Source organism: Poritiphilus flavus (assembly GCF_009901585.1).
Classification (GTDB): domain Bacteria; phylum Bacteroidota; class Bacteroidia; order Flavobacteriales; family Flavobacteriaceae; genus Poritiphilus; species Poritiphilus flavus.
Map to the genome: position 1 here is coordinate 524,910 of NZ_WXYO01000001.1, position 18,557 is coordinate 543,466.

Sequence of the window (18,557 nt, forward strand, 5' to 3'; positions counted from 1 at the left end):
ATCAAATGTTCAGCCTGACAAATAATATTCGATTTTCGTCATTTATGACATTGCTGGTCGCGGCAACAATGACCAGCCAAACCCCATTTACGGATGTGACTGCCGGGGCGGGTATTGATCACCGGTTTAAGGTTTACGAGGGTACTTTCGGAGGAGGGGCGGCCGTGCTTGATATTAATGGAGACGGTTTTGAGGATCTTTATATCACCGGTGGCATGAACAAAGATGCCGTTTATTTGAATAATGGAGATGGAACCTTTAAGGACATTTACGAGAGTTCAGGGCTCAAAGTATCTCAGGATTATGTTACCCAGGGTGTGGTAAGCGCCGATGTTAACCGGGATGGTTGGCGGGATCTCTTTATCACCACCATCAATACTACGGATAGCACTAATGTCATTCCCAGGGCGAAGAACCTCCTGTTTATCAATAATGGGGACCTTACATTTACGGATGCCACCAGGGAATATCAACTGGATCAGTTGAACTCCTTTAGTACCGGTGCCTGTTTTGGAGATGTGAATGCTGATGGGTTCCCGGACCTGTTTGTCGGCAATTATTTCCTGGAGTTCGAAGGCAAACTAGGTGTACTGAAGGATGAGACCATTGTAAATGCCAACCGAACAGCCAAACCTTACTTGCTGATCAACAAGGAAGGGAAATATTTTGAGAACCAAACAGAGGCCTACGGTCTGGACCATCAGGGTTTCGGCTTTGGGGGGACCTTTACGGATTTTGACAATGACGGAGATCAGGATCTGCTTGTCAACCAGGATTTTGGATATAAAGCAGTACCGAATTTTTTATACGAAAACCGTTATCCCAGAAAATCCTTCAGAGATGTGAGTAAATCCACTGCCATGGATCTAAAGATCAATGCCATGGGTTCTGCTGTGGGGGATTATGACAATAATGGTTTTCTGGACTATTACATAACCAACGTAAAGTTCAATTTCTTTATGGAAAGTCAGGGTTATGATCAGCCCTTTATAAACCGTGCCAAGGAATTAGGTGCCTATAGTTTTGCCATTAGTTGGGGTGCTAACTTTGGCGATTTTGATAACGACCAGGATCTTGACCTCTATGTCTCTAATGGAGACCTTAATCCGAATTGCGTTCCGATGGGCAACTTCTATTTTGAAAATAACAACAGCCTATTTACTGAAAAAGGACGATTGATGGGGGTAAATGACTATGGTGTAGGCCGGGGGTCTGTCCTTTTTGACATGGATAATGACGGGGATCTGGATATCCTTGTAGTAAACCAGATCCCTGTAAAGGAGTATCCCACGGCTTCGGTTACCACTCTGTTTCGGAACGATATGGACACCGGTAATTGGCTAAAGGTAGCTTTAGACGGGTTATGGGCAGAGAAAAACGGCATTGGCTCTAAGGTTGAAGTGGTCGTGGGGGAAACCCGTATGATGCGTGAAATAGACGGAGGAGGATCCAGCCACTTGTCTCAAAACTCTGTGATCGCTCATTTTGGGCTTGGATCCGCAAAAAAGGTGGATTCAGTGATTGTCAGCTGGGCCGGAGGAAAAAAGCAATATATTCTGAACCCTCAAATAAATAGTCTGCTCACCGTAACCGAAATCGAAGACAAGACCAATGTGTTTTTTATCGTTCTACCGGTTCTGATAGTCATTGCTTTACTACTCTTTGTTTTGAACAGGCAAAATCGGCTGCCCCGTTTTAGATCAAAGAAAACTGCCAAATCCTAAACCTTCCGCTGCATCAATTTCTCCCCAATCTGCTTAAAGGCCTTTTTGTTGTTTTCTGAGACCTGCATCTCATCCAGGATTTTGAAGGCGTTGGTAGTATAATTCTGAATTTCATCCCTGGCATGCTGGGCTGCTCCTGAGCTCATGTAAATCTCCCTGGTCCGCTCAATTTTTTCTGTAGGGTCTGTGGGAGTTTGAGTGAATAGCCCTTCCAGTTCCCTGGCGTCGCTCTCCTCTGCAAGCGCTAATGATTTAAGGTAGAGGAAAGTCTTTTTATTTTCAACAATATCCCCTCCGATGCGTTTACCAAAGGTTTCAGGGTCTCCAAAGGTATCCAGGTAATCGTCCTGAAGCTGAAAGGCTATACCCAGGTTTCTTCCGAACTCATAGATATTGGCGCTATCTTCTTTAGAAGCTTTGGCAATAATGGCTCCCATTTTCATGGCCGCGGCAATGAGTACAGCGGTTTTAAAGGTTATCATTTTCAGATATTCCGTGATGGTCACATCATTCCTGTTTTCAAAATCAACATCGTACTGTTGGCCTTCACAGACTTCAACCGCTGTTCGGCTGAACAGTTTAAGCAATTCCTTAAAAATATCGCCCTTATAACTTTCCAGACATTGATAAGCCCTTATCAGCATAACATCTCCTGACAGTATCCCGGTATTGATATCCCATTTCTCATGAACCGTAGTCTTCCCTCTTCTCAAAGGGGCATCGTCCATGATGTCGTCATGAACCAGGGAAAAATTGTGGAAGATCTCTACAGCCAGAGCGGCATCCAAAGCGGAATGGAAATCCCCTCCGAATAACTCTGAGGTCAACAGTGTTAAGCTGGGCCTCAAACGCTTGCCTCCAAGCCCTAGGATGTAGGCCATGGGTTCATAGAGACCCAATGGCTCTTTAGCTGCGGTAGACGCTTTCAAATAAGATTCAAAAGCCTCCCGATAAAAATCTAGGTTCTGCATCCAGAAAATTTTCCCCAAAAATAAGGCATGTTTAAAGAATAGCATGCAAGCTGTACGGGTTTCCTGCTGCCAAGAGCCCCTGGTCTTTCCATGATATCCCTTTACCGCTCAAAGTTTAATGGGTGGTTTTAAGCCCTTTTTTGACAATTCAGATACTCCTGGTTTTTATGACTGCCTTTTATAGAGCTACTTGCGGAGCAAAATGAGCATTTAGAATTTTGTCAAAGGGATTTAACAAATAGTTAAAAAAATGTAAAACTTGGGAAACTTTTTATGTTTCTTTAGTTTCCTCTGCTATATTTGTGGCCCTTAATATGAAAGAAAAGATATTAGATACGGCCACTGAATTATTCATAGACCTCGGGTTTAAGAGTGTTACTATGGATGACCTGGCCAATAAAATGGGTATTTCCAAAAAAACCATCTATACTCATTACGAGAATAAGAACAAGTTGGTAGAAGAAAGTACAAAACATCTTTTCTATACCATTTCAAAGGGAATTGAAGAAATATGCAGTTTGGCCAAGAACCCTATTGCAGAGCTATACGATATCAAAAAGTTTGCGATGATGCATCTGAAGAACGAGAAATCGTCTCCTCAATACCAGCTTCAGAAGTATTATCCCAAAATATATGAGACGATCAGCAAGATGGAGTTCGAGGTGATGCGTGAAAGTGTAATGGACAATCTGAGCAGAGGAATTGCTCAGGGCATATATCGCGAAAATTTAGATATCGATTTTGTCTCTAGAATATACTATAAAGGCGTCACTAGTATAAAGGACCAAAAGCTTTTCCCCTTGGATAAGTTTCCGATTATTAATCTAATGGACGATTACCTGGAATACCATTTGCGTGGCATTGTAACCCCTAAGGGTAGAAAAATATTAAACGAAATCATCAATTCAAATCAACAATAAATGAGAAATCTTTTTTTCATTCTTGTCTTATTACTTACGGTTAATTATACCCAGGCCCAGGAGATCCCATACAGTTTCTCCCTGGAAGAGGCCGTAGCCTATGCCCTGGAGAATAATTACAATGCTATAAATGCAAACCGGGACATCATAGATGCGCAAAAACAGAAATGGGAAACCATCGCGGATGGACTACCTCAGATCAGCGGAGCCATTAGTTACCAGAATCAATTAATACAACCTGTGGCTCAGATCCCTGCTGAATTTTTCGGTGGAGAACCGGGTGATTTTGAGGAAGTTGTTTTCGGCCAGCCTCAGCAGGCAACTGCCACCGCGACTTTGACACAGCAGATCTTTGACGGTTCTTATATCGTGGGTGTTCAGGCCACTAAGGCTTTTATGAGATACAGCCAGAACAATAAGGAAAAAACCGAACAAGATGTACGTCAGGCTGTGGTAGAGGCTTATGGAAATGTTCTTTTGGCCACAGAAAGTGTGATAATTCTACAAAATAACAAAGCCACCCTGGACAAAAACCTCTTTGAAACGCGGAAGCTTTTTGAAAATGGTCTGGGGGATGAGGAAAGTGTAGAGCAATTGCAAATTACCCTGGCTGGTGTAAACAGCCAGCTGAAAAATGCAATCAGGCTAAGGGAAATTACGTTACAAATGCTCAATCTGAATATGGGATTACCCATAGACAACAGAACGGAGTTAAAAGAGAGTCTTGACGATCTTACTCAAAAGCAAATAGATCCCACGCTTACCGAATCTGAGTTCAATATGGAGAACAATGTGGATTACAAACTGGTTTTGAACCTTAATGAGCAGCGGTTCTACGAATTGAAATTGGCTAAAAGCCGGGCTTTACCCACACTGAATGCCTTTGTTAACTACGGGGGTAACTCTTTTAGCGACAGCTTCAATTTCCTGAGTCAGGGTACACAATGGTTTGAATCTTCTGTCTTGGGCTTCGATCTGAATATTCCGCTATTTAGCTCTTTTAAGCGAAGCGCAAGTACCCAAAGGGCAAAAATAGCCCTGGAAAAAGCCAAAACAGAGCTGACACAGACCGAAGAACGAATCCGGTTACAACTGGAAAATGCCAAGAGCGATTACATACTGGCCATTGAAGAATACGGAACCAGTAAAGAGAACCTGGACCTGGCCGAACGTATCGAAAGAAAAAATCAAATAAAATACAGCGAGGGTATTGCCTCCAGCTTTGAATTGCGCCAGGCGCAGACTCAGTTGTACACTGCCCAACAGGAGTACCTTCAGTCTATGGTTGATGTCATCAATCGAAAAACAACTTTAGAAACAATATTGAATAACTAAGTGTATGGGTTTAACTGTTTAGAAGTTTAGGTGGATGAAGATCAATTTATAAATCACAGTTAAACGCATTTAACGAATAAACGTATAAACATCAAGATTTTATCAACTATTAAACCAGAGCGATGAAGAAATTAAGCTACTTATTAATTGCCGGAATACTGCTTTCGGCATGTGGAGCGGGAGAACAAAAGTCCATGGAAGGTCTGATTGCAGATGGCAACCTGGACGCTTTAAAATCCAAGCGGCAGGAGATCTCAGAACAGCACAAGCAGCTGGGAACAGAGATCAGGCTTTTGGATTCCGTGATCGATGCACTGGACACCAATAAGAATTTTCCTTTGGTCACCACCTTTGAGGCTAAAACCCAGGAATTCCATCACTATCTGGACCTTCAGGGTAATGTGTCTACAAAGCAAAATGTCCTGATCTACCCCGAAATGGCAGGCGCTCTTGTCCGTGTTTATGTCAAAGAAGGCCAACGCGTAAGCAAGGGACAACTGCTGGCTAAAATTGATGATGGAGGAGTAGGCAGCGTTCTGGAACAGCTTAAAACCGAAGCTGCTCTGGCCAAAACGACCTACGAACGTCAAAAAAGGCTGTGGGATCAAAAAATTGGTTCGGAGATACAGTTTCTTCAGGCCAAAGCGAACTACGAAGCCATTGATAACTCCGTAAAGTCTACACAGAGTCAGTTAAGCAAGTCTACCATACGGGCTCCCTTCTCAGGTATTATTGACAATGTGCTTCAGGATCAGGGGACTGTAGTATCTCCGGGTACCGGAGTGGCAGTATTCAGGATTGTCAACCTGGCTGATATGTACATAGAAGTAGATGTTCCCGAAAGCTATCTGGGGGGTGTCAGCAAAGGCAAACCCGTTCAGGTATATTTCCCGGTCCTGGACGATAGCGTATCTACCCAGGTAAGGGAAACCGGGAATTTTATCGACCCCACAAACCGTTCCTTCAGAGTAGAGATCCCCGTCCCTAACAAAAATGGAATGGTTAAACCTAACCTGACAGCCCGCGTAAAGATCAACGATTATACCAACAAAGAGGCTATTTTGGTTCCTCAGAGTGTGATCTCAGAAAATGCGGAAGGTGAGCAGTACGTCTATACTGCCATAGACAAAAACGAAGCGAGTATCGCGAAAGCGTCCAAAAGGATCATTGCTACCGGGAAAACCCAGGGAGATTATGTTGAGGTACTATCAGGTATAAACTCAGGTGAGCAAATTATCATGGAAGGTGCCCGAAGTGTAAGGGAAGATCAGGAAATCAGAATTATTCAATAAAAGTACTATGAGTAAGAGCAGACAGCAAAAGAATGCGGATAAAGAGTTCAGGCTTTCGTCCTGGGCGATTGATAATCCTTCGGTGATCTATGTGATGATTGGCATCTTCTTCCTCATTGGCCTTTCTTCCTACTTTTCAATGCCGCGTGAGGATTTTCCGGAAGTTGAGGAAACCAAGATCTATGTCAGCACCTTATATCCGGGCAATACCGCGGAGGATATTGAGAGACTGATCACCGATCCGCTGGAAGACAAACTTAAAAACGTCAGTAACCTGGTAGAGATCACCTCCACTTCTCAGGAAGATTACTCCATGATCGTAGTGGAATTTGATGAGGAGATCACGGTGGAAAACGCCAAACAGAAAGTCAAGGACGAGGTTGATAGTGAAAAAGCGGGAGAAGACTGGCCTATATTCAACGGGGCAAAGGTAGAACCCAATGTGTTTGATCTGAATCTGTCCGAATCCTTCCCTATCATGAATGTGAACCTTACCGGGGATTATCCGGTAGAGAAGCTCAAGGAATACGGGGAATATCTGGAGGATGCCATAGAAGACCTGCCTCAGATCAAGGAGGTAGACATTCGAGGTGCCCAGGAAAAAGAAGTGGAAGTGGCTGTGGACATCTACAAGATGATGGCAGCGAAGGTTAGCTTTGAAGACGTGATAAATGCCATTAGGAATGGTAATATGACGGTTTCCGCGGGAAACCTTAAGACCAGCGGACAGCGTAGGACCATTCGCATTCTGGGAGAAATTGAAACCCCTTCAGAGCTGAACAATTTTGTTGTAAAGTCCGAGAATGGTAAGGCGGTCTATCTTAGAAACATCGCCAATATTACGTTCAAGGAAGAAGACAAGACCACCTATGCGCGAGAGCATGGAAGCAGTGTGGTTATGCTGGACATCAAAAAAAGATCCGGCAAAAATGCCATTACCGCTGCAGACAATATCAGGGAGATCGTTAAAGAGTCACAGGAAAACTATTTCCCTGCAGACCTTAAAGTTACGATCGCCAATGACTCCTCCAGCCGTACGCTGAACCAGGTAAGTGACCTGGTTAACAACATTATTTTCGGGATTATACTGGTGGTTACCGTACTGATGTTCTTCCTCGGGTTCAGGAATGCACTTTTCGTGGGATTTGCTATTCCCATGTCGATGTTCATGTCTTTTATGATCCTTTCCACCCTGGGCTTTACTATGAATACCATGATCCTGTTTGGATTGATCATGGGTCTGGGTATGCTGGTGGATAATGGGGTGGTAGTTGTGGAAAACGTATATCGCCTTATGGATAAAGAGGGAATGTCCCGTATTGAAGCAGCGAAAAAAGGGATTGGTGAGATCGCTTTCCCTATCATCATTTCTACTGCAACTACAGTGGCCGCGTTTGTGCCACTCGGTATGTGGCCGGGGATCATGGGAGAGTTTATGATCTTCTTCCCGATCACACTTTCAGTAGTTCTGGGTTCATCCTTGTTTGTGGCCATCTTTATGAATTCTATGCTGGTATCCAGCTTTATGGAAGTGGGCGAAAAGGTACTGACCAGGAAACAGTTGATACGTCTTACCCTGATCCTCGGAGGTTTTGGCTTGTTCATTTTCATTGTAGGTGGAGAGGTCAGAGGCCTGGGGACCTTGATGATCGTCGTTGCCGGTATGTTCTGGATATACAAATACTTCCTGAAAAAGGCAGCGCTGAAATTCCAGAAAGGTACGCTTGTTCGCTTTGAGAACTGGTACGAAAGACGGATTACACATGCGTTGAAAGGCAGGAATGTTTATTGGTACTTCAGTGTGACCGTATTATTGTTGATCGCTGCATTTATGTCCTTTGGGGCATCCCTGGGAAGTGGCAGGACCAAAGTGGAGTTTTTCCCGGACAATACCCCTAACGAAGTATATGTATACATAGAATACCCTCAGGGAACAGCCATTGAAAAGACCAATGAGATTACCCAGGACATTGAAAACCGCGTCTATGCCATTGCCGATGGGGATGAATATATGAGAGGAAGGCATAATGTGCTGGTGGAATCTTCAGTTTCTCAGGTTGGAAAAGGAGCGGAAAATCCCTTTACAGAAGGCGGATCAGCCGCTGAGATGCCACACCGGGGAAAGATCACCATATCTATGCGTGAGTTTAAATTCCGGGAAGGAAATGACACTGAGATCCTGCGAAAAAAGATACAGGACGGCCTGAAGGGTATTTATCCCGGCGTCGCCATTTCTGTCGAAAAAGATGCCGTTGGGCCGCCTGCCGGTTATCCCATAAACATTGAAATTGAGGGCTCCAATTACGATACCCTCATCAATACGGCAGAAAGAATGCGCAATTTCATCAATACCAAGAACATTGCCGGTATTGAAGAACTCAAGATCGATGTAAACAAAGGCAAACCCAGTATGCAAGTGGTTGTAGACCGGGAAAAAGCCGGAGAACTGGGTGTTGCAGTGGGCCAGGTTGGTACCCAACTTAGACGTTCCCTATTCGGTGATAAAGCAGGTATCTATAAGAAGGATGGTGAGGATTACGATATCAATGTCCGGTTTAATGAAGATCTGCGCTACAATACCAGTGCCCTGTTTAACCAGAACATCATTTTCAGGGATCAGGCTTCAGGTCAGATCAAGGAAATCCCTGTCTCTGCCGTGGCCTCACAGCGGAACACCTCTTCCTTTAGCGCCATCAAACACCGGGATACAAAGCGTGTGGTAACCGTGTATTCCGGATTACAACCCGGATTTACTGACGCGGGTGCGATCGTTGCGCAGATCCAGAAGGAAATGGAAGAATTCCAGGGACTTCCTGCCGGAGTAAAAATCGATTTTACCGGGCAGATCGAAGAGCAAAACAAACAGATGAACTTCCTGATGGGCGCATTTTTTGCCGGTTTGGGTCTCATTATGTTAATATTGATATTCCAGTTTGGAGGCATCTCCAAACCAGCGATCATCATGACGGCCATATTCCTGAGTTTTATTGGTGTATTCGGCGGATTGATGCTCACCGGATGGCCTTTTGTGATCATGATGACCATGATGGGTATTATTTCCCTCGCCGGTATTGTGGTAAACAATGGGGTGGTGCTTTTGGATTATACACAGATACTAATTGACCGTAAAAAAGTGGCCCTTGGCCTGGAAGACAAGGATCTGTTGACCAGGGAACAGGTAACGGAAGTGATCATACGTGGCGGAAAAGCCAGGTTGCGACCGGTAATCCTTACGGCCATAACCACCGTGCTGGGGCTGATCCCACTGGCAATAGGCCTGAACATCGATTTTGTATCCTTGTTTTCAACATTCGATCCTAAGATCTATTTGGGAGGTGATAATGTGATCTTCTGGGGACCTTTGGCCTGGACCGTGATCTTCGGACTTATTGTGGCCACCTTCCTCACCCTGATCATCGTTCCGGTATTGTTCAATATCGTTTACCGCCTGAAATTGTGGATACGAAGTAAAAGGACGGTACCTGTAAAGAAAGAAGAAGAGTTAGAACTGGCAGCTTAGGTCTGCTGGTAAAAAGAAACCGCCCGGGGAGTGCAATCTTTTGGTCAGTTCGAGCGCAGTCGAGAACTAATGCGTTTGTATCTAATTATAGTTACAAACCTTTCGACTCCGCTCAAGGCGACCACCGATGGAACGCACTTCCCGGGCGGCTATATATTCCTACTGTTCCTCGAAAGGAGGAATTGGAAATTGAGTGTGAATGATATCTCCTGCCCTGTCTATAGGAAGGAAGGTCGCATTCAGCCTGTCATACCTCCTAAGGTCGAACATAGCATGTCCCTCAGCCCATAAAGAGTAAGCGCGGTTATAGAGCATTTCGTCTGTAAGCTCGGGTGCCGCAACCGTCCCCGCATAGTCTCCCAGGCCGTAAGCGTTCCTGATGATATTCAAGGCGTCAACCGCATCGGTCAGATTTCCCTGCTGGATACTGGCCTCTGCGTAGATCAGTATCAATTCCTCATTTCGGATATGATCTATAGGCGTAGTTGCACTGGCATAGAGATCTATCTCATGCGTACCGTTCAAACCATCCCTGGCAACAGGATCGTCCCGCATTCTGAATTTATCTATACGTGTATCTCCTGCCTGGATATCATTGATGAACCTGTCATGTACAATATACTGGTCTCCACTTTGCTGTGGAGCTTTGAAGATAGGATTCAATAATTCTGTTCCTCCCTGAGCGTATATGCGCTTGGGACCAATTGCAAGGTCTGCAGCATCCAGTGAAAGGAAAGAGTCCTGCAGCAGCGAAAGTGCTCCGGCATAATCTTCCTGATGGATGGCCACCCTGGCCGCAACTGCCCTGTTGAACTGAGCAAAAGTAGCCGGAGTATTAAACCCGTCGAAACCTGTAGAGAATTCCATTGCAAATTCCCCACTCTGGAGGGCGGCAAAACCGTCATCCAGGAAAGTCCTTAGGGCCTGGAACCCCTCTGCTCTGCTTACGAAAGGCCCGAGGTTATTCGGATCAGAAACGTCTATACGCACCCCGTTGTCTCCAAGAAGGTTCAGTACATCCAGGAGCATATAGGCTTTATAGGTCAATGCAAGACCCCTGTAGCCATTTTTCTGTGCATCGGTCACCGGAGCATCTGCCAGGGCATCCAGTATAAAATCCGCATTCTTTACCGCCTGATAACGGGCAAACATAGTACCCGTAAGCTGTGGTTCAGAGCCGGTTAATTGTACCCCTTCCTTACCGATCAGCGTAGCTGTGGTTGTGGGATCTGATGCGTTAAAATCATACAATTCACGAGCAATAGATCCAGTGGCTGTTATATATCCACCCCAACCACTTCTCGCTTTGGATTCCAATCCCTGTGCCAGGAAATTCAGGGTCTCCTCTGTAGGGTTGCCCAATACTCCTCCAATACTTGGCTGGTTGGGATCTGTAACCTCATCCAGCGAACACGAGAACAGAAGCAGTGAGGCCCCTAATATTTTCAAACTTTTTATCGTCTTCATAATAATTTTTTCTAAAAGGTTAATCCTACATGAAAGTAATACTGTGCTGCACTTGGGAATGGAGCAACTTCAATACCCTGCGACAATCCCGAAGGGCCGAAAGCCGAAGTTTCCGGATCGTAACTTGTGTAGTCTGTAATCGTTAGGATGTTCTTGCCTGAAACCCCGATCCGAAGTCTCTCAAACCAGTCTATTTCGGCGGGAACAGTCCAGTAAAGTCCTACTTCACGCAAACGAATATAGGTTCCGTCTTCTATATAACCCGCCGCACCAAAGGTTCCGAACCTGGGGTTGGCTATCACATCAGGGTTGTCCAGATCCGGGGTTACACCTCCAAAATCCGAAAGCAATTTGGTAAGGTTCAAGACATCTCCTCCTTCTTTCCAGTGCCATAGGAAGGTAAGGTCAAAATCCCTGAAAAGCTTTATCTGGTTGAACCAGCTCATCTCCCAGTCCGGAGCAGCATCCCCAATAATGGTGGTCACCCCGTTAATGTTAGCCGCAAGTGAAGTGGCTGTCTCACCTTCTCTGATAAAAGAGCTTCCAAAAGTCAGGCTGAAACCTTCTCCAGAGGGCTGGAACTCACCTACCCCCAGGCGTTCTACATCCGCGTCGTTCGTCCACCAGTTCAAAGTGGTATTCCAATTGATGTTGGAATTGCTGATCGGATTGGCACTAAGTGAGATCTCTACTCCTTTATTGCTTAGGTCAAAATCATTTCTGATCGTATTGGCAAATCCGGAAGAAAGCGGAATAGAAGAGAACGGATAGATAAGATTTTTTACATCTCGCTTATATCCTGTCAATTCCAAACCAATTTTTCCATCAAGGAATGAGAAATCCGCTCCGAACTCGATCTCCTGAGAAGTCTCTGGTTCCAGATTGGCATCTCCCAATTGCGCGGATTGGTTGTTCTGACCAACTGTAGGAAGCCCTAATCCGGGAACTCCTCCTATTGAAGTCGGGCCCAGAGGTGTAAACAGTGATCCGAATTGAGCACTGCTACCAGTTTCCCCATAAGCGACTCTTAATTTGAAAAGGTTCACCGCATCCACGTTCCAGAAATCAAAGTTGGCCACGTTTACAGCCAGCGAAGCCCTTGGGAATGCAAAGAATTTGTTGGGATCCCCATTGAGATTGGATTTGTCAAAACGTATCCCGGCAGTAGCGATGATCTTATCATCCCAGTTTACCGTACTCTGACCTATCAGTCCAAATTCTTCCTCCTCGGTCAGCCTTTGGAATACCGCAAATGAATTCCCTTGTGCCAGGTTGGTTTGATTAGGGAATAACTGCGTAGTTTGATTGATGATCGCATCACTCTCAAAATTCAGGTAAGACATACCAAACTGCCCGTTAATATTGATGTTGTTGCCGGCATTATAATCCACAACTGCAAATGCGTTATAGTTCAATTGCAGCGAATTGGTATTACCTGCACTGACAAAACCCTGAGTTGTCGCCCTCTGAGTTTGTTGAGATTCCGGAATGTATACGAAGGTCTTGGCCTCAAAATAATCCAGACCTCCATTCGCGGTAAATCTCAACTGGAAATTTTCATCAGTGATGGCCTTGTATTCCACATTTGCCCCTTGAACATATCGATTGATCTCCTCGGAGTTATCGATCCTGTCCCGGTTAAAAATAATGTTGGTAGCAGCAAAGCGGCCATCAGGGTACACCCCGTTCTCATCCGGGAAGAGATCCTCCCAGTCTGCGGTTACCAGAGCCAGGTTATAACCAACACTGAATCCCCCGTTGTTTTCATTTCCTACAGGACCCCTGTCTGCGGTACTGTTAATATAGTTAGAGGAAAATCCAACCTTTAGCTTATCATTGAATCTATGATCCAGGTTAAGACGAAGTGAATTCCGCTCATATCCTGTACGTTGCATAATCCCGTCTTCGTCCCTGCGGCTGGCATTAAAATAGAAGGTGGTTTTGTCATTTCCTCCGGAGATACTTAGTCGGCTGTCTAAAATAAGCCCTTCTTCCCCGTATAATTCTTCTTCGTAATTGAATATTCTGCCGGCATCTCTCGCGGCTTCAAAAATTGGAACTTCAGCATCCCCGAAAGTAGAGGCAACCGTCGCTGAAGTGAACTGCCTTCTTCCGGCAAAATTTTGAATAGTGTTAAACCCGATATCCTGGTCGAACTTCACGGTAGTTTTCCCGGTCGCTCCACGCTTGGTAGTTATGATCACTACCCCTGCATTAGCCCTGGTTCCGTAAATGGCCGCGGCTGATGCTCCTTTTAATACTTCTATACTTTCAATATCGTCCGGATTGATATCCGAAACCCGGTTAGATCCTCCTTCCTCACGTCCCGCGTTCGCTCCTGAAGCAACCGCAGATCCGTTGGTCAATTGGACGTTGCTGATGTATACCCCATCTACAATAAAAAGGGGCTGATTATTCCCCGACAGAGACGAGATACCCCTCAAACGCATGGCTGTCTGCCCACCGGGAGCGCCACCAGCCGCATTGATATTAACCCCGGTCATCTTTCCGTAAAGGGCTCCATCCAGGGTAGATCCCGTGGTAGTCCCCGTCAGTGCCTCGCTGCTTACCGTAGAAACACTGTTGGCGAGATTAGACCTTTTAATGCTGGATACCAGACCGGTAACCACCACCTCGTCCAGGTTGGTGACATCCGTCTGCATCTGCACATCACCGGCATCAGCTGCTGCTACATCCAGATCTGAATAACCGATAAAGGAAAAAGTTAAGGTAGACCCTTCCGGGGCGTTGATGGAATAATTTCCATCGATGTCTGTCAGGGTTCCAGTAGTTGATCCCTTGACAATAACAGTCACGCCGATCAGCGGTTCTCCACTGTCAGCGTCGGTAACCGTTCCTGAAACGGTAACTTGAGAATATGCCATAAGCGGCAAAACAAGCAACCATATCAGAAACGTACCTTTCACAAAAGTCCGTTTCATAATAGTGATTTTTGAATTAGCTATACAAACAAGGTAGTAAAGAAATCATGGAATTAAAATTTTTTTAAGAATTTTCTCCATAAGAGATTCTTAAAAATTGGCTTGCAAAGAGGTCAAAATTGTACGTTGTAGTCTGGCGATAAGCGGCTTATCTTTCTTACCTTTGCGGCTGTAAAAAAACGAGCATAGTATGTATAGAAGTCACAGTTGTGGTGAGCTTAGGGCAAAAGACATTAATACAGAGGTAACCTTATCCGGTTGGGTTCAAAAAGTGCGTGACAAGGGATTTGTGGTTTGGGTAGACCTTAGGGACCGCTATGGTATTACCCAATTGGTCTTTGACGAGGAGAGGACCTCAGCCGAGGTATTGGAGGTTGCCAGAACCCTGGGGCGTGAATTCGTGATCCAGGCCAAAGGGAAGGTCATTGACCGGGCTTCTAAAAACCCGAACATGGCCACCGGAGATATTGAAGTTTTGGTACATACCCTCAACATACTCAACGAAGCACAATTACCTCCTTTTACCATTGAAGACGAGACGGATGGAGGTGATGACCTTCGGATGAAATACCGTTACCTGGACATCAGGAGAAACCCCATTAAAGAAAAACTGATGTTCCGTAGCAGGGTGACCATGGAAGTACGGAACTACCTTTCCGGTCAGGGGTTTATTGAAGTGGAAACTCCTTACCTGATCAAATCCACTCCGGAGGGCGCCCGGGATTTCGTGGTGCCAAGCCGGATGAATGAGGGAGAGTTCTACGCCTTACCGCAATCGCCTCAAACTTTTAAGCAGTTGCTCATGGTTGGAGGGCTGGACAAGTATTTTCAAATCGTAAAGTGTTTCAGGGACGAAGACCTGAGAGCAGACCGTCAGCCGGAATTTACTCAAATAGATTGTGAAATGGCATTTGTAGAACAGGAAGACATTTTGAATGTCTTCGAGGGGCTTACAAAACACTTGCTAAAAGAAATCAAAGGGGTAGAGATCGGCAGTTTTCCGAGGATGACCTATGACGAAGCCATGCGCAGGTACGGCAACGACAAGCCGGACACCCGATTCGGTATGGAGTTTGCCGAACTCAATGCGCTTGCTCAGCAGCGGGATTTCAACGTATTTAATTCGGCAGAACTTGTAGTTGGTATTGCGGTACCCGGTGGCGCGGAATACACCCGTAAGGAGATAGATAAATTGATCGACTGGGTCCGCAGGCCACAGGTAGGAGCCAAGGGCATGGTGTACGTAAAGTGCAACGAGGATGGCAGCTACAAATCTTCCGTAGACAAATTCTACACCCAGGAAGACCTTGCCGCCTGGGCGGAAGCTACTGGAGCTAAAGCGGGAGACCTCATTTGCATTTTGTCCGGGGAGACTTCGGCTACCAGATCACAACTCAGCGCCCTGCGTATGGAACTGGCAGAACGGCTTGGTTTGAGAAAGCCAGATGAATTTGCCCCACTTTGGGTGGTAGACTTCCCGTTGTTGGAATTGGACGAAGAAAGTGGGACTTACCACGCTATGCACCATCCTTTTACATCCCCCAAACCCGGGCAATTAGAACTGCTGGAAACTGATCCCGGGGCAGTAAGAGCGAACGCCTATGACCTTGTATTGAACGGAAATGAGATCGGTGGGGGTTCCATTCGTATTCACGACAGCGAAACCCAGGCCATAATGTTCAGACATCTGGGGTTCAGCCCCGAAGAAGCAGAGGCCCAATTCGGATTCCTGATGAACGCCTTTAGGTACGGAGCGCCACCTCACGGGGGTATCGCTTTTGGCCTGGACCGTCTGGTGGCTATTCTGGGAGGGCAGGAAACCATTCGGGATTTTATTGCCTTTCCCAAAAACAACAGCGGACGCGATGTAATGATAGATGCCCCGGCGCCCGTTGATGCCGCACAGTTGAAAGAACTGAACTTGAAATTGGATATGCCCTCATAAAACCATCCCGCCTTAGCGCGGGATTTTTAATACCTTTAAGCGTATAGCTCTGAAATGCCAGGCCATAAAGACACCCTTTACACCAGAGTCTTAAAGTGGAGATACAAGCATATTTCCAATAAAACCTTTACGCACATACTCAGCGTGGCAGTGGGATTTCTGGCTGGACTCGCTTCGGTTTCCCTGAAAAACTTCACTTATTTCATAGAATCATTGCTGGAAAAAGGAATTGTTTTTTCGAGTAACCAACTATATTTTATTCTCCCGGTTGTCGGTCTTACGCTGGTATATCTGTATGTCAAATTCGTTCACCGCGAAAAACTGGAACACGGGATCTCCTCCATCATTTTTGCTTTGTCCAAGAAAAAGGGGATTATAAGTATTAAAAAGATATACACCCCTCTGGTGACCGCGCCATTAACCGTAGGATTTGGGGGTTCCGTAGGGCTACTTGGGCCGGCAGTGGCTTCAGGAGCGGCAATAAGTTCCAATTTCGGAAGATTGTTACACATTAATACCAAGACCAGGTCGCTGCTGATCGCCTGTGCTTCGGCGGGGGCCATAGCCTCCATATTTCAGTCCCCGATCGCGGCCATAATCTTTGCGGTGGAAGTGTTTAGCCTGGACCTTACCATGGTCTCACTGCTCCCGCTCCTCCTCGCCTCCATCTCAGGTGTACTGACCTCTTATTTTTTTCTGGGTGATGAGACCCTCTTTAATTTTTCTATAAGCGCCCCTTTTGAGATTAAAGACACTTTATTCTATGTGCTGTTGGGAGTAGGAACGGCCTTTGCGTCCGTGTATTTTACCAAAATGTACTTTGGGATATTGTCCATTTTTGAACGGTTCAGAAGCCCCAAATACAAGCTGCTTTTCGGAGGTTTGGCCATTGGGGTCATGCTCTATCTGATCCCTCCCCTATACGGGGAAGGTTTTGGGTTTATCAATGACCTGTTAGATGGAGACCACATCAAAGCCCTGGGAAAAACCCCTTTTGACAATTATACCAGTAATATTTGGGTGGTGATCGCCCTGCTTTTCGGAATAACCATATTTAAGGCGGTTGCAATGTCTACCACCTTTGCCGCAGGCGGGGCCGGAGGAATATTCATCCCTACCATGGTCATGGGAAGCGCCCTAGGCAATGTAGTGGCCAAAGTGGTGAATCATTCCGGGCTGGGCTTCTCGGTAAACGAGAGCAATTTTACCTTGATAGGCATGGCCGGGCTTATCGCCGGGGTGCTTCACGCCCCACTGACCGCCATCTTTTTGATTGCTGAGATTACCGGAGGATACGAGCTTTTTGTTCCCCTGATGATCACCGCTGCAATTTCGTACCTCATTGCCAGGAACGCGATTGACTATACTATTTATACCCGGGAATTGGCCCGGATAGGAGCTCTCCTTACGCATGATAAGGACCAAACCGTATTGACCCTGATGCAGCTGGACGATGTAATTGAGCAGGATTTTAAAGTGGTAAGCCCTTCAATGACATTAGGCGAAATGGTACACAGCTCGGTAGCCAAATCCACCAGGAACATCTTCCCAGTGGTGAACGAGGAGCAACGACTGGTAGGGATTGTTTTGCTGGACGATATCCGTGAATTTATGTTTGATACGGGAATGTACGACAAGGTAAGTGTAGAATCTTTTATGCACAGGGCACCCGAACACATTTTTTACGAGGAGGATTCCATGCAAAAAGTGATGCAAAAATTTCAGGACAGTGGAGCCTGGAACCTCCCGGTCATCAAGGATGGGAAATACTTCGGTTTTGTATCAAAATCCAAACTTCTTACGGCATACCGGAGAAAGTTGATTAGTTTTACCAAATAATATGCGCATCAAGGTAAAATACATCATCGTTACTATTGTACTGCTTTCTTTTGGGGCCATAATCTACGGCTTTACCTTAAAGGAAGAGAAACCCCAGCTTGCGAATAAATTCATAGGTTTTGGTACGGTTGGTCTCTTCCTGATCGCTATGCCCATGTTTCTCATCAAAGAGAGCAAAGGCAAAAAAATGAAAGACTATATGCTAACGGACGAAAACATTAAGAAAATGAGGGGTCAGGACAAGAAAAAGTCTGAAAATCAATAATTTTCTACGTTTTTTACCGCTGTCCGGGTCCGGTCTGGCCAAAAAACCATACTTTCGTACCTATATATTTATTTAATTTTTTATTTAATGACTGGAACAGTAAAATTTTTCAATGAATCCAAAGGTTACGGATTCATCACCAATGACGACACCGGGAGGGACATCTTCGTGCATGTTACCGCATTGAACGGAGTTGAGTTAAACGAAGGAGACAAAGTAGAATACCAGGAAGAAGAAGGAAGAAAAGGTATGGTTGCCGCACAAATTCAGGTAATCGGATAAGAATATTTTATTTTGAATGGACGACCCTGACCATTGCGTCAGGGTTTTTTTTGCT

General features: G+C 45.5%; 12 protein-coding genes. 9 read left to right on the forward strand and 3 right to left on the reverse strand.

Going from position 1 to position 18,557, the window contains the following annotated elements:
- Positions 1–5 precede the first annotated feature (5 nt).
- Positions 6–1,724, forward strand: coding sequence for a CRTAC1 family protein (locus tag GTQ38_RS02135; protein ID WP_238857752.1), 1,719 nt, complete (start codon positions 6–8; stop codon positions 1,722–1,724).
- Here GTQ38_RS02135 and GTQ38_RS02140 read toward each other — a convergent pair.
- Positions 1,721–2,695 (reverse strand): polyprenyl synthetase family protein, encoded by a 975-nt coding sequence (locus tag GTQ38_RS02140; protein WP_161433570.1) that lies wholly within the window; start codon positions 2,693–2,695, stop codon positions 1,721–1,723. The genes GTQ38_RS02135 and GTQ38_RS02140 overlap by 4 nt on opposite strands.
- A gap of 314 nt (positions 2,696–3,009) precedes the next feature.
- Here GTQ38_RS02140 and GTQ38_RS02145 point away from each other — a divergent pair, with 314 nt between their 5' ends.
- The 4 genes from GTQ38_RS02145 (at position 3,010) to GTQ38_RS02160 (ending at position 9,762) form a co-directional block, all read left to right on the forward strand.
- The gene (locus GTQ38_RS02145) at positions 3,010–3,615 is read left to right on the forward strand and encodes a TetR/AcrR family transcriptional regulator (protein WP_161433571.1); all 606 of its coding nucleotides are present in this window, start codon (positions 3,010–3,012) and stop codon (positions 3,613–3,615) included.
- On the forward strand, positions 3,616–4,950 hold the full coding sequence (locus tag GTQ38_RS02150) for a TolC family protein (protein ID WP_161433572.1): 1,335 nt from the start codon (positions 3,616–3,618) through the stop codon (positions 4,948–4,950).
- Between the two features lie 122 nt (positions 4,951–5,072).
- The gene (locus GTQ38_RS02155; protein WP_161433573.1) at positions 5,073–6,242 is read left to right on the forward strand and encodes an efflux RND transporter periplasmic adaptor subunit; all 1,170 of its coding nucleotides are present in this window, start codon (positions 5,073–5,075) and stop codon (positions 6,240–6,242) included.
- Positions 6,243–6,249: 7 nt separating this feature from the next.
- The gene (locus GTQ38_RS02160; RefSeq protein WP_161433574.1) at positions 6,250–9,762 is read left to right on the forward strand and encodes an efflux RND transporter permease subunit; all 3,513 of its coding nucleotides are present in this window, start codon (positions 6,250–6,252) and stop codon (positions 9,760–9,762) included.
- Positions 9,763–9,921: 159 nt separating this feature from the next.
- Here the strand turns inward: GTQ38_RS02160 and GTQ38_RS02165 are convergent, their stop codons facing one another.
- Entirely contained in the window at positions 9,922–11,229 is a 1,308-nt protein-coding gene (locus GTQ38_RS02165; RefSeq protein ID WP_161433575.1) for a RagB/SusD family nutrient uptake outer membrane protein, read from the reverse strand.
- An 11-nt stretch (positions 11,230–11,240) separates the two neighbouring features.
- Positions 11,241–14,171, reverse strand: a complete 2,931-nt coding sequence (locus GTQ38_RS02170; RefSeq protein ID WP_161433576.1) for a SusC/RagA family TonB-linked outer membrane protein — start codon at positions 14,169–14,171, stop codon at positions 11,241–11,243.
- A gap of 190 nt (positions 14,172–14,361) precedes the next feature.
- Here GTQ38_RS02170 and aspS point away from each other — a divergent pair, with 190 nt between their 5' ends.
- The 4 genes from aspS to GTQ38_RS02190 all read left to right on the forward strand — a co-directional run bounded on the left by aspS (position 14,362) and on the right by GTQ38_RS02190 (position 18,502).
- Positions 14,362–16,116: an aspartate--tRNA ligase gene (aspS, locus tag GTQ38_RS02175; protein WP_161433577.1), complete on the forward strand. Its 1,755-nt coding sequence runs from the start codon at positions 14,362–14,364 to the stop codon at positions 16,114–16,116.
- Between the two features lie 54 nt (positions 16,117–16,170).
- Entirely contained in the window at positions 16,171–17,955 is a 1,785-nt protein-coding gene (locus tag GTQ38_RS02180; protein WP_161433578.1) for a chloride channel protein, read from the forward strand.
- Between the two features lies 1 nt (position 17,956).
- The gene (locus GTQ38_RS02185) at positions 17,957–18,220 is read left to right on the forward strand and encodes a hypothetical protein (RefSeq protein WP_161433579.1); all 264 of its coding nucleotides are present in this window, start codon (positions 17,957–17,959) and stop codon (positions 18,218–18,220) included.
- Positions 18,221–18,307: 87 nt separating this feature from the next.
- Positions 18,308–18,502, forward strand: a complete 195-nt coding sequence (locus GTQ38_RS02190; protein WP_161433580.1) for a cold-shock protein — start codon at positions 18,308–18,310, stop codon at positions 18,500–18,502.
- The last annotated feature ends 55 nt before the right edge of the window (positions 18,503–18,557 follow it).

What these genes read in the sequence shown, in the direction of transcription:
- GTQ38_RS02160 (WP_161433574.1), top strand. Translation starts at nt 6,250, where the DNA reads ATGAGTAAGAGCAGACAGCAAAAGAATGCGGATAAAGAGTTCAGGCTT.
- GTQ38_RS02190 (WP_161433580.1), top strand. Translation starts at nt 18,308, where the DNA reads ATGACTGGAACAGTAAAATTTTTCAATGAATCCAAAGGTTACGGATTC.
- GTQ38_RS02150 (WP_161433572.1), top strand. Translation starts at nt 3,616, where the DNA reads ATGAGAAATCTTTTTTTCATTCTTGTCTTATTACTTACGGTTAATTAT.
- GTQ38_RS02165 (WP_161433575.1), bottom strand. Translation starts at nt 11,229, where the DNA reads ATGAAGACGATAAAAAGTTTGAAAATATTAGGGGCCTCACTGCTTCTG.
- GTQ38_RS02170 (WP_161433576.1), bottom strand. Translation starts at nt 14,171, where the DNA reads ATGAAACGGACTTTTGTGAAAGGTACGTTTCTGATATGGTTGCTTGTT.
- aspS (WP_161433577.1), top strand. Translation starts at nt 14,362, where the DNA reads ATGTATAGAAGTCACAGTTGTGGTGAGCTTAGGGCAAAAGACATTAAT.
- GTQ38_RS02185 (WP_161433579.1), top strand. Translation starts at nt 17,957, where the DNA reads ATGCGCATCAAGGTAAAATACATCATCGTTACTATTGTACTGCTTTCT.
- GTQ38_RS02135 (WP_238857752.1), top strand. Translation starts at nt 6, where the DNA reads ATGTTCAGCCTGACAAATAATATTCGATTTTCGTCATTTATGACATTG.
- GTQ38_RS02145 (WP_161433571.1), top strand. Translation starts at nt 3,010, where the DNA reads ATGAAAGAAAAGATATTAGATACGGCCACTGAATTATTCATAGACCTC.
- GTQ38_RS02140 (WP_161433570.1), bottom strand. Translation starts at nt 2,695, where the DNA reads ATGCAGAACCTAGATTTTTATCGGGAGGCTTTTGAATCTTATTTGAAA.
- GTQ38_RS02180 (WP_161433578.1), top strand. Translation starts at nt 16,171, where the DNA reads ATGCCAGGCCATAAAGACACCCTTTACACCAGAGTCTTAAAGTGGAGA.
- GTQ38_RS02155 (WP_161433573.1), top strand. Translation starts at nt 5,073, where the DNA reads ATGAAGAAATTAAGCTACTTATTAATTGCCGGAATACTGCTTTCGGCA.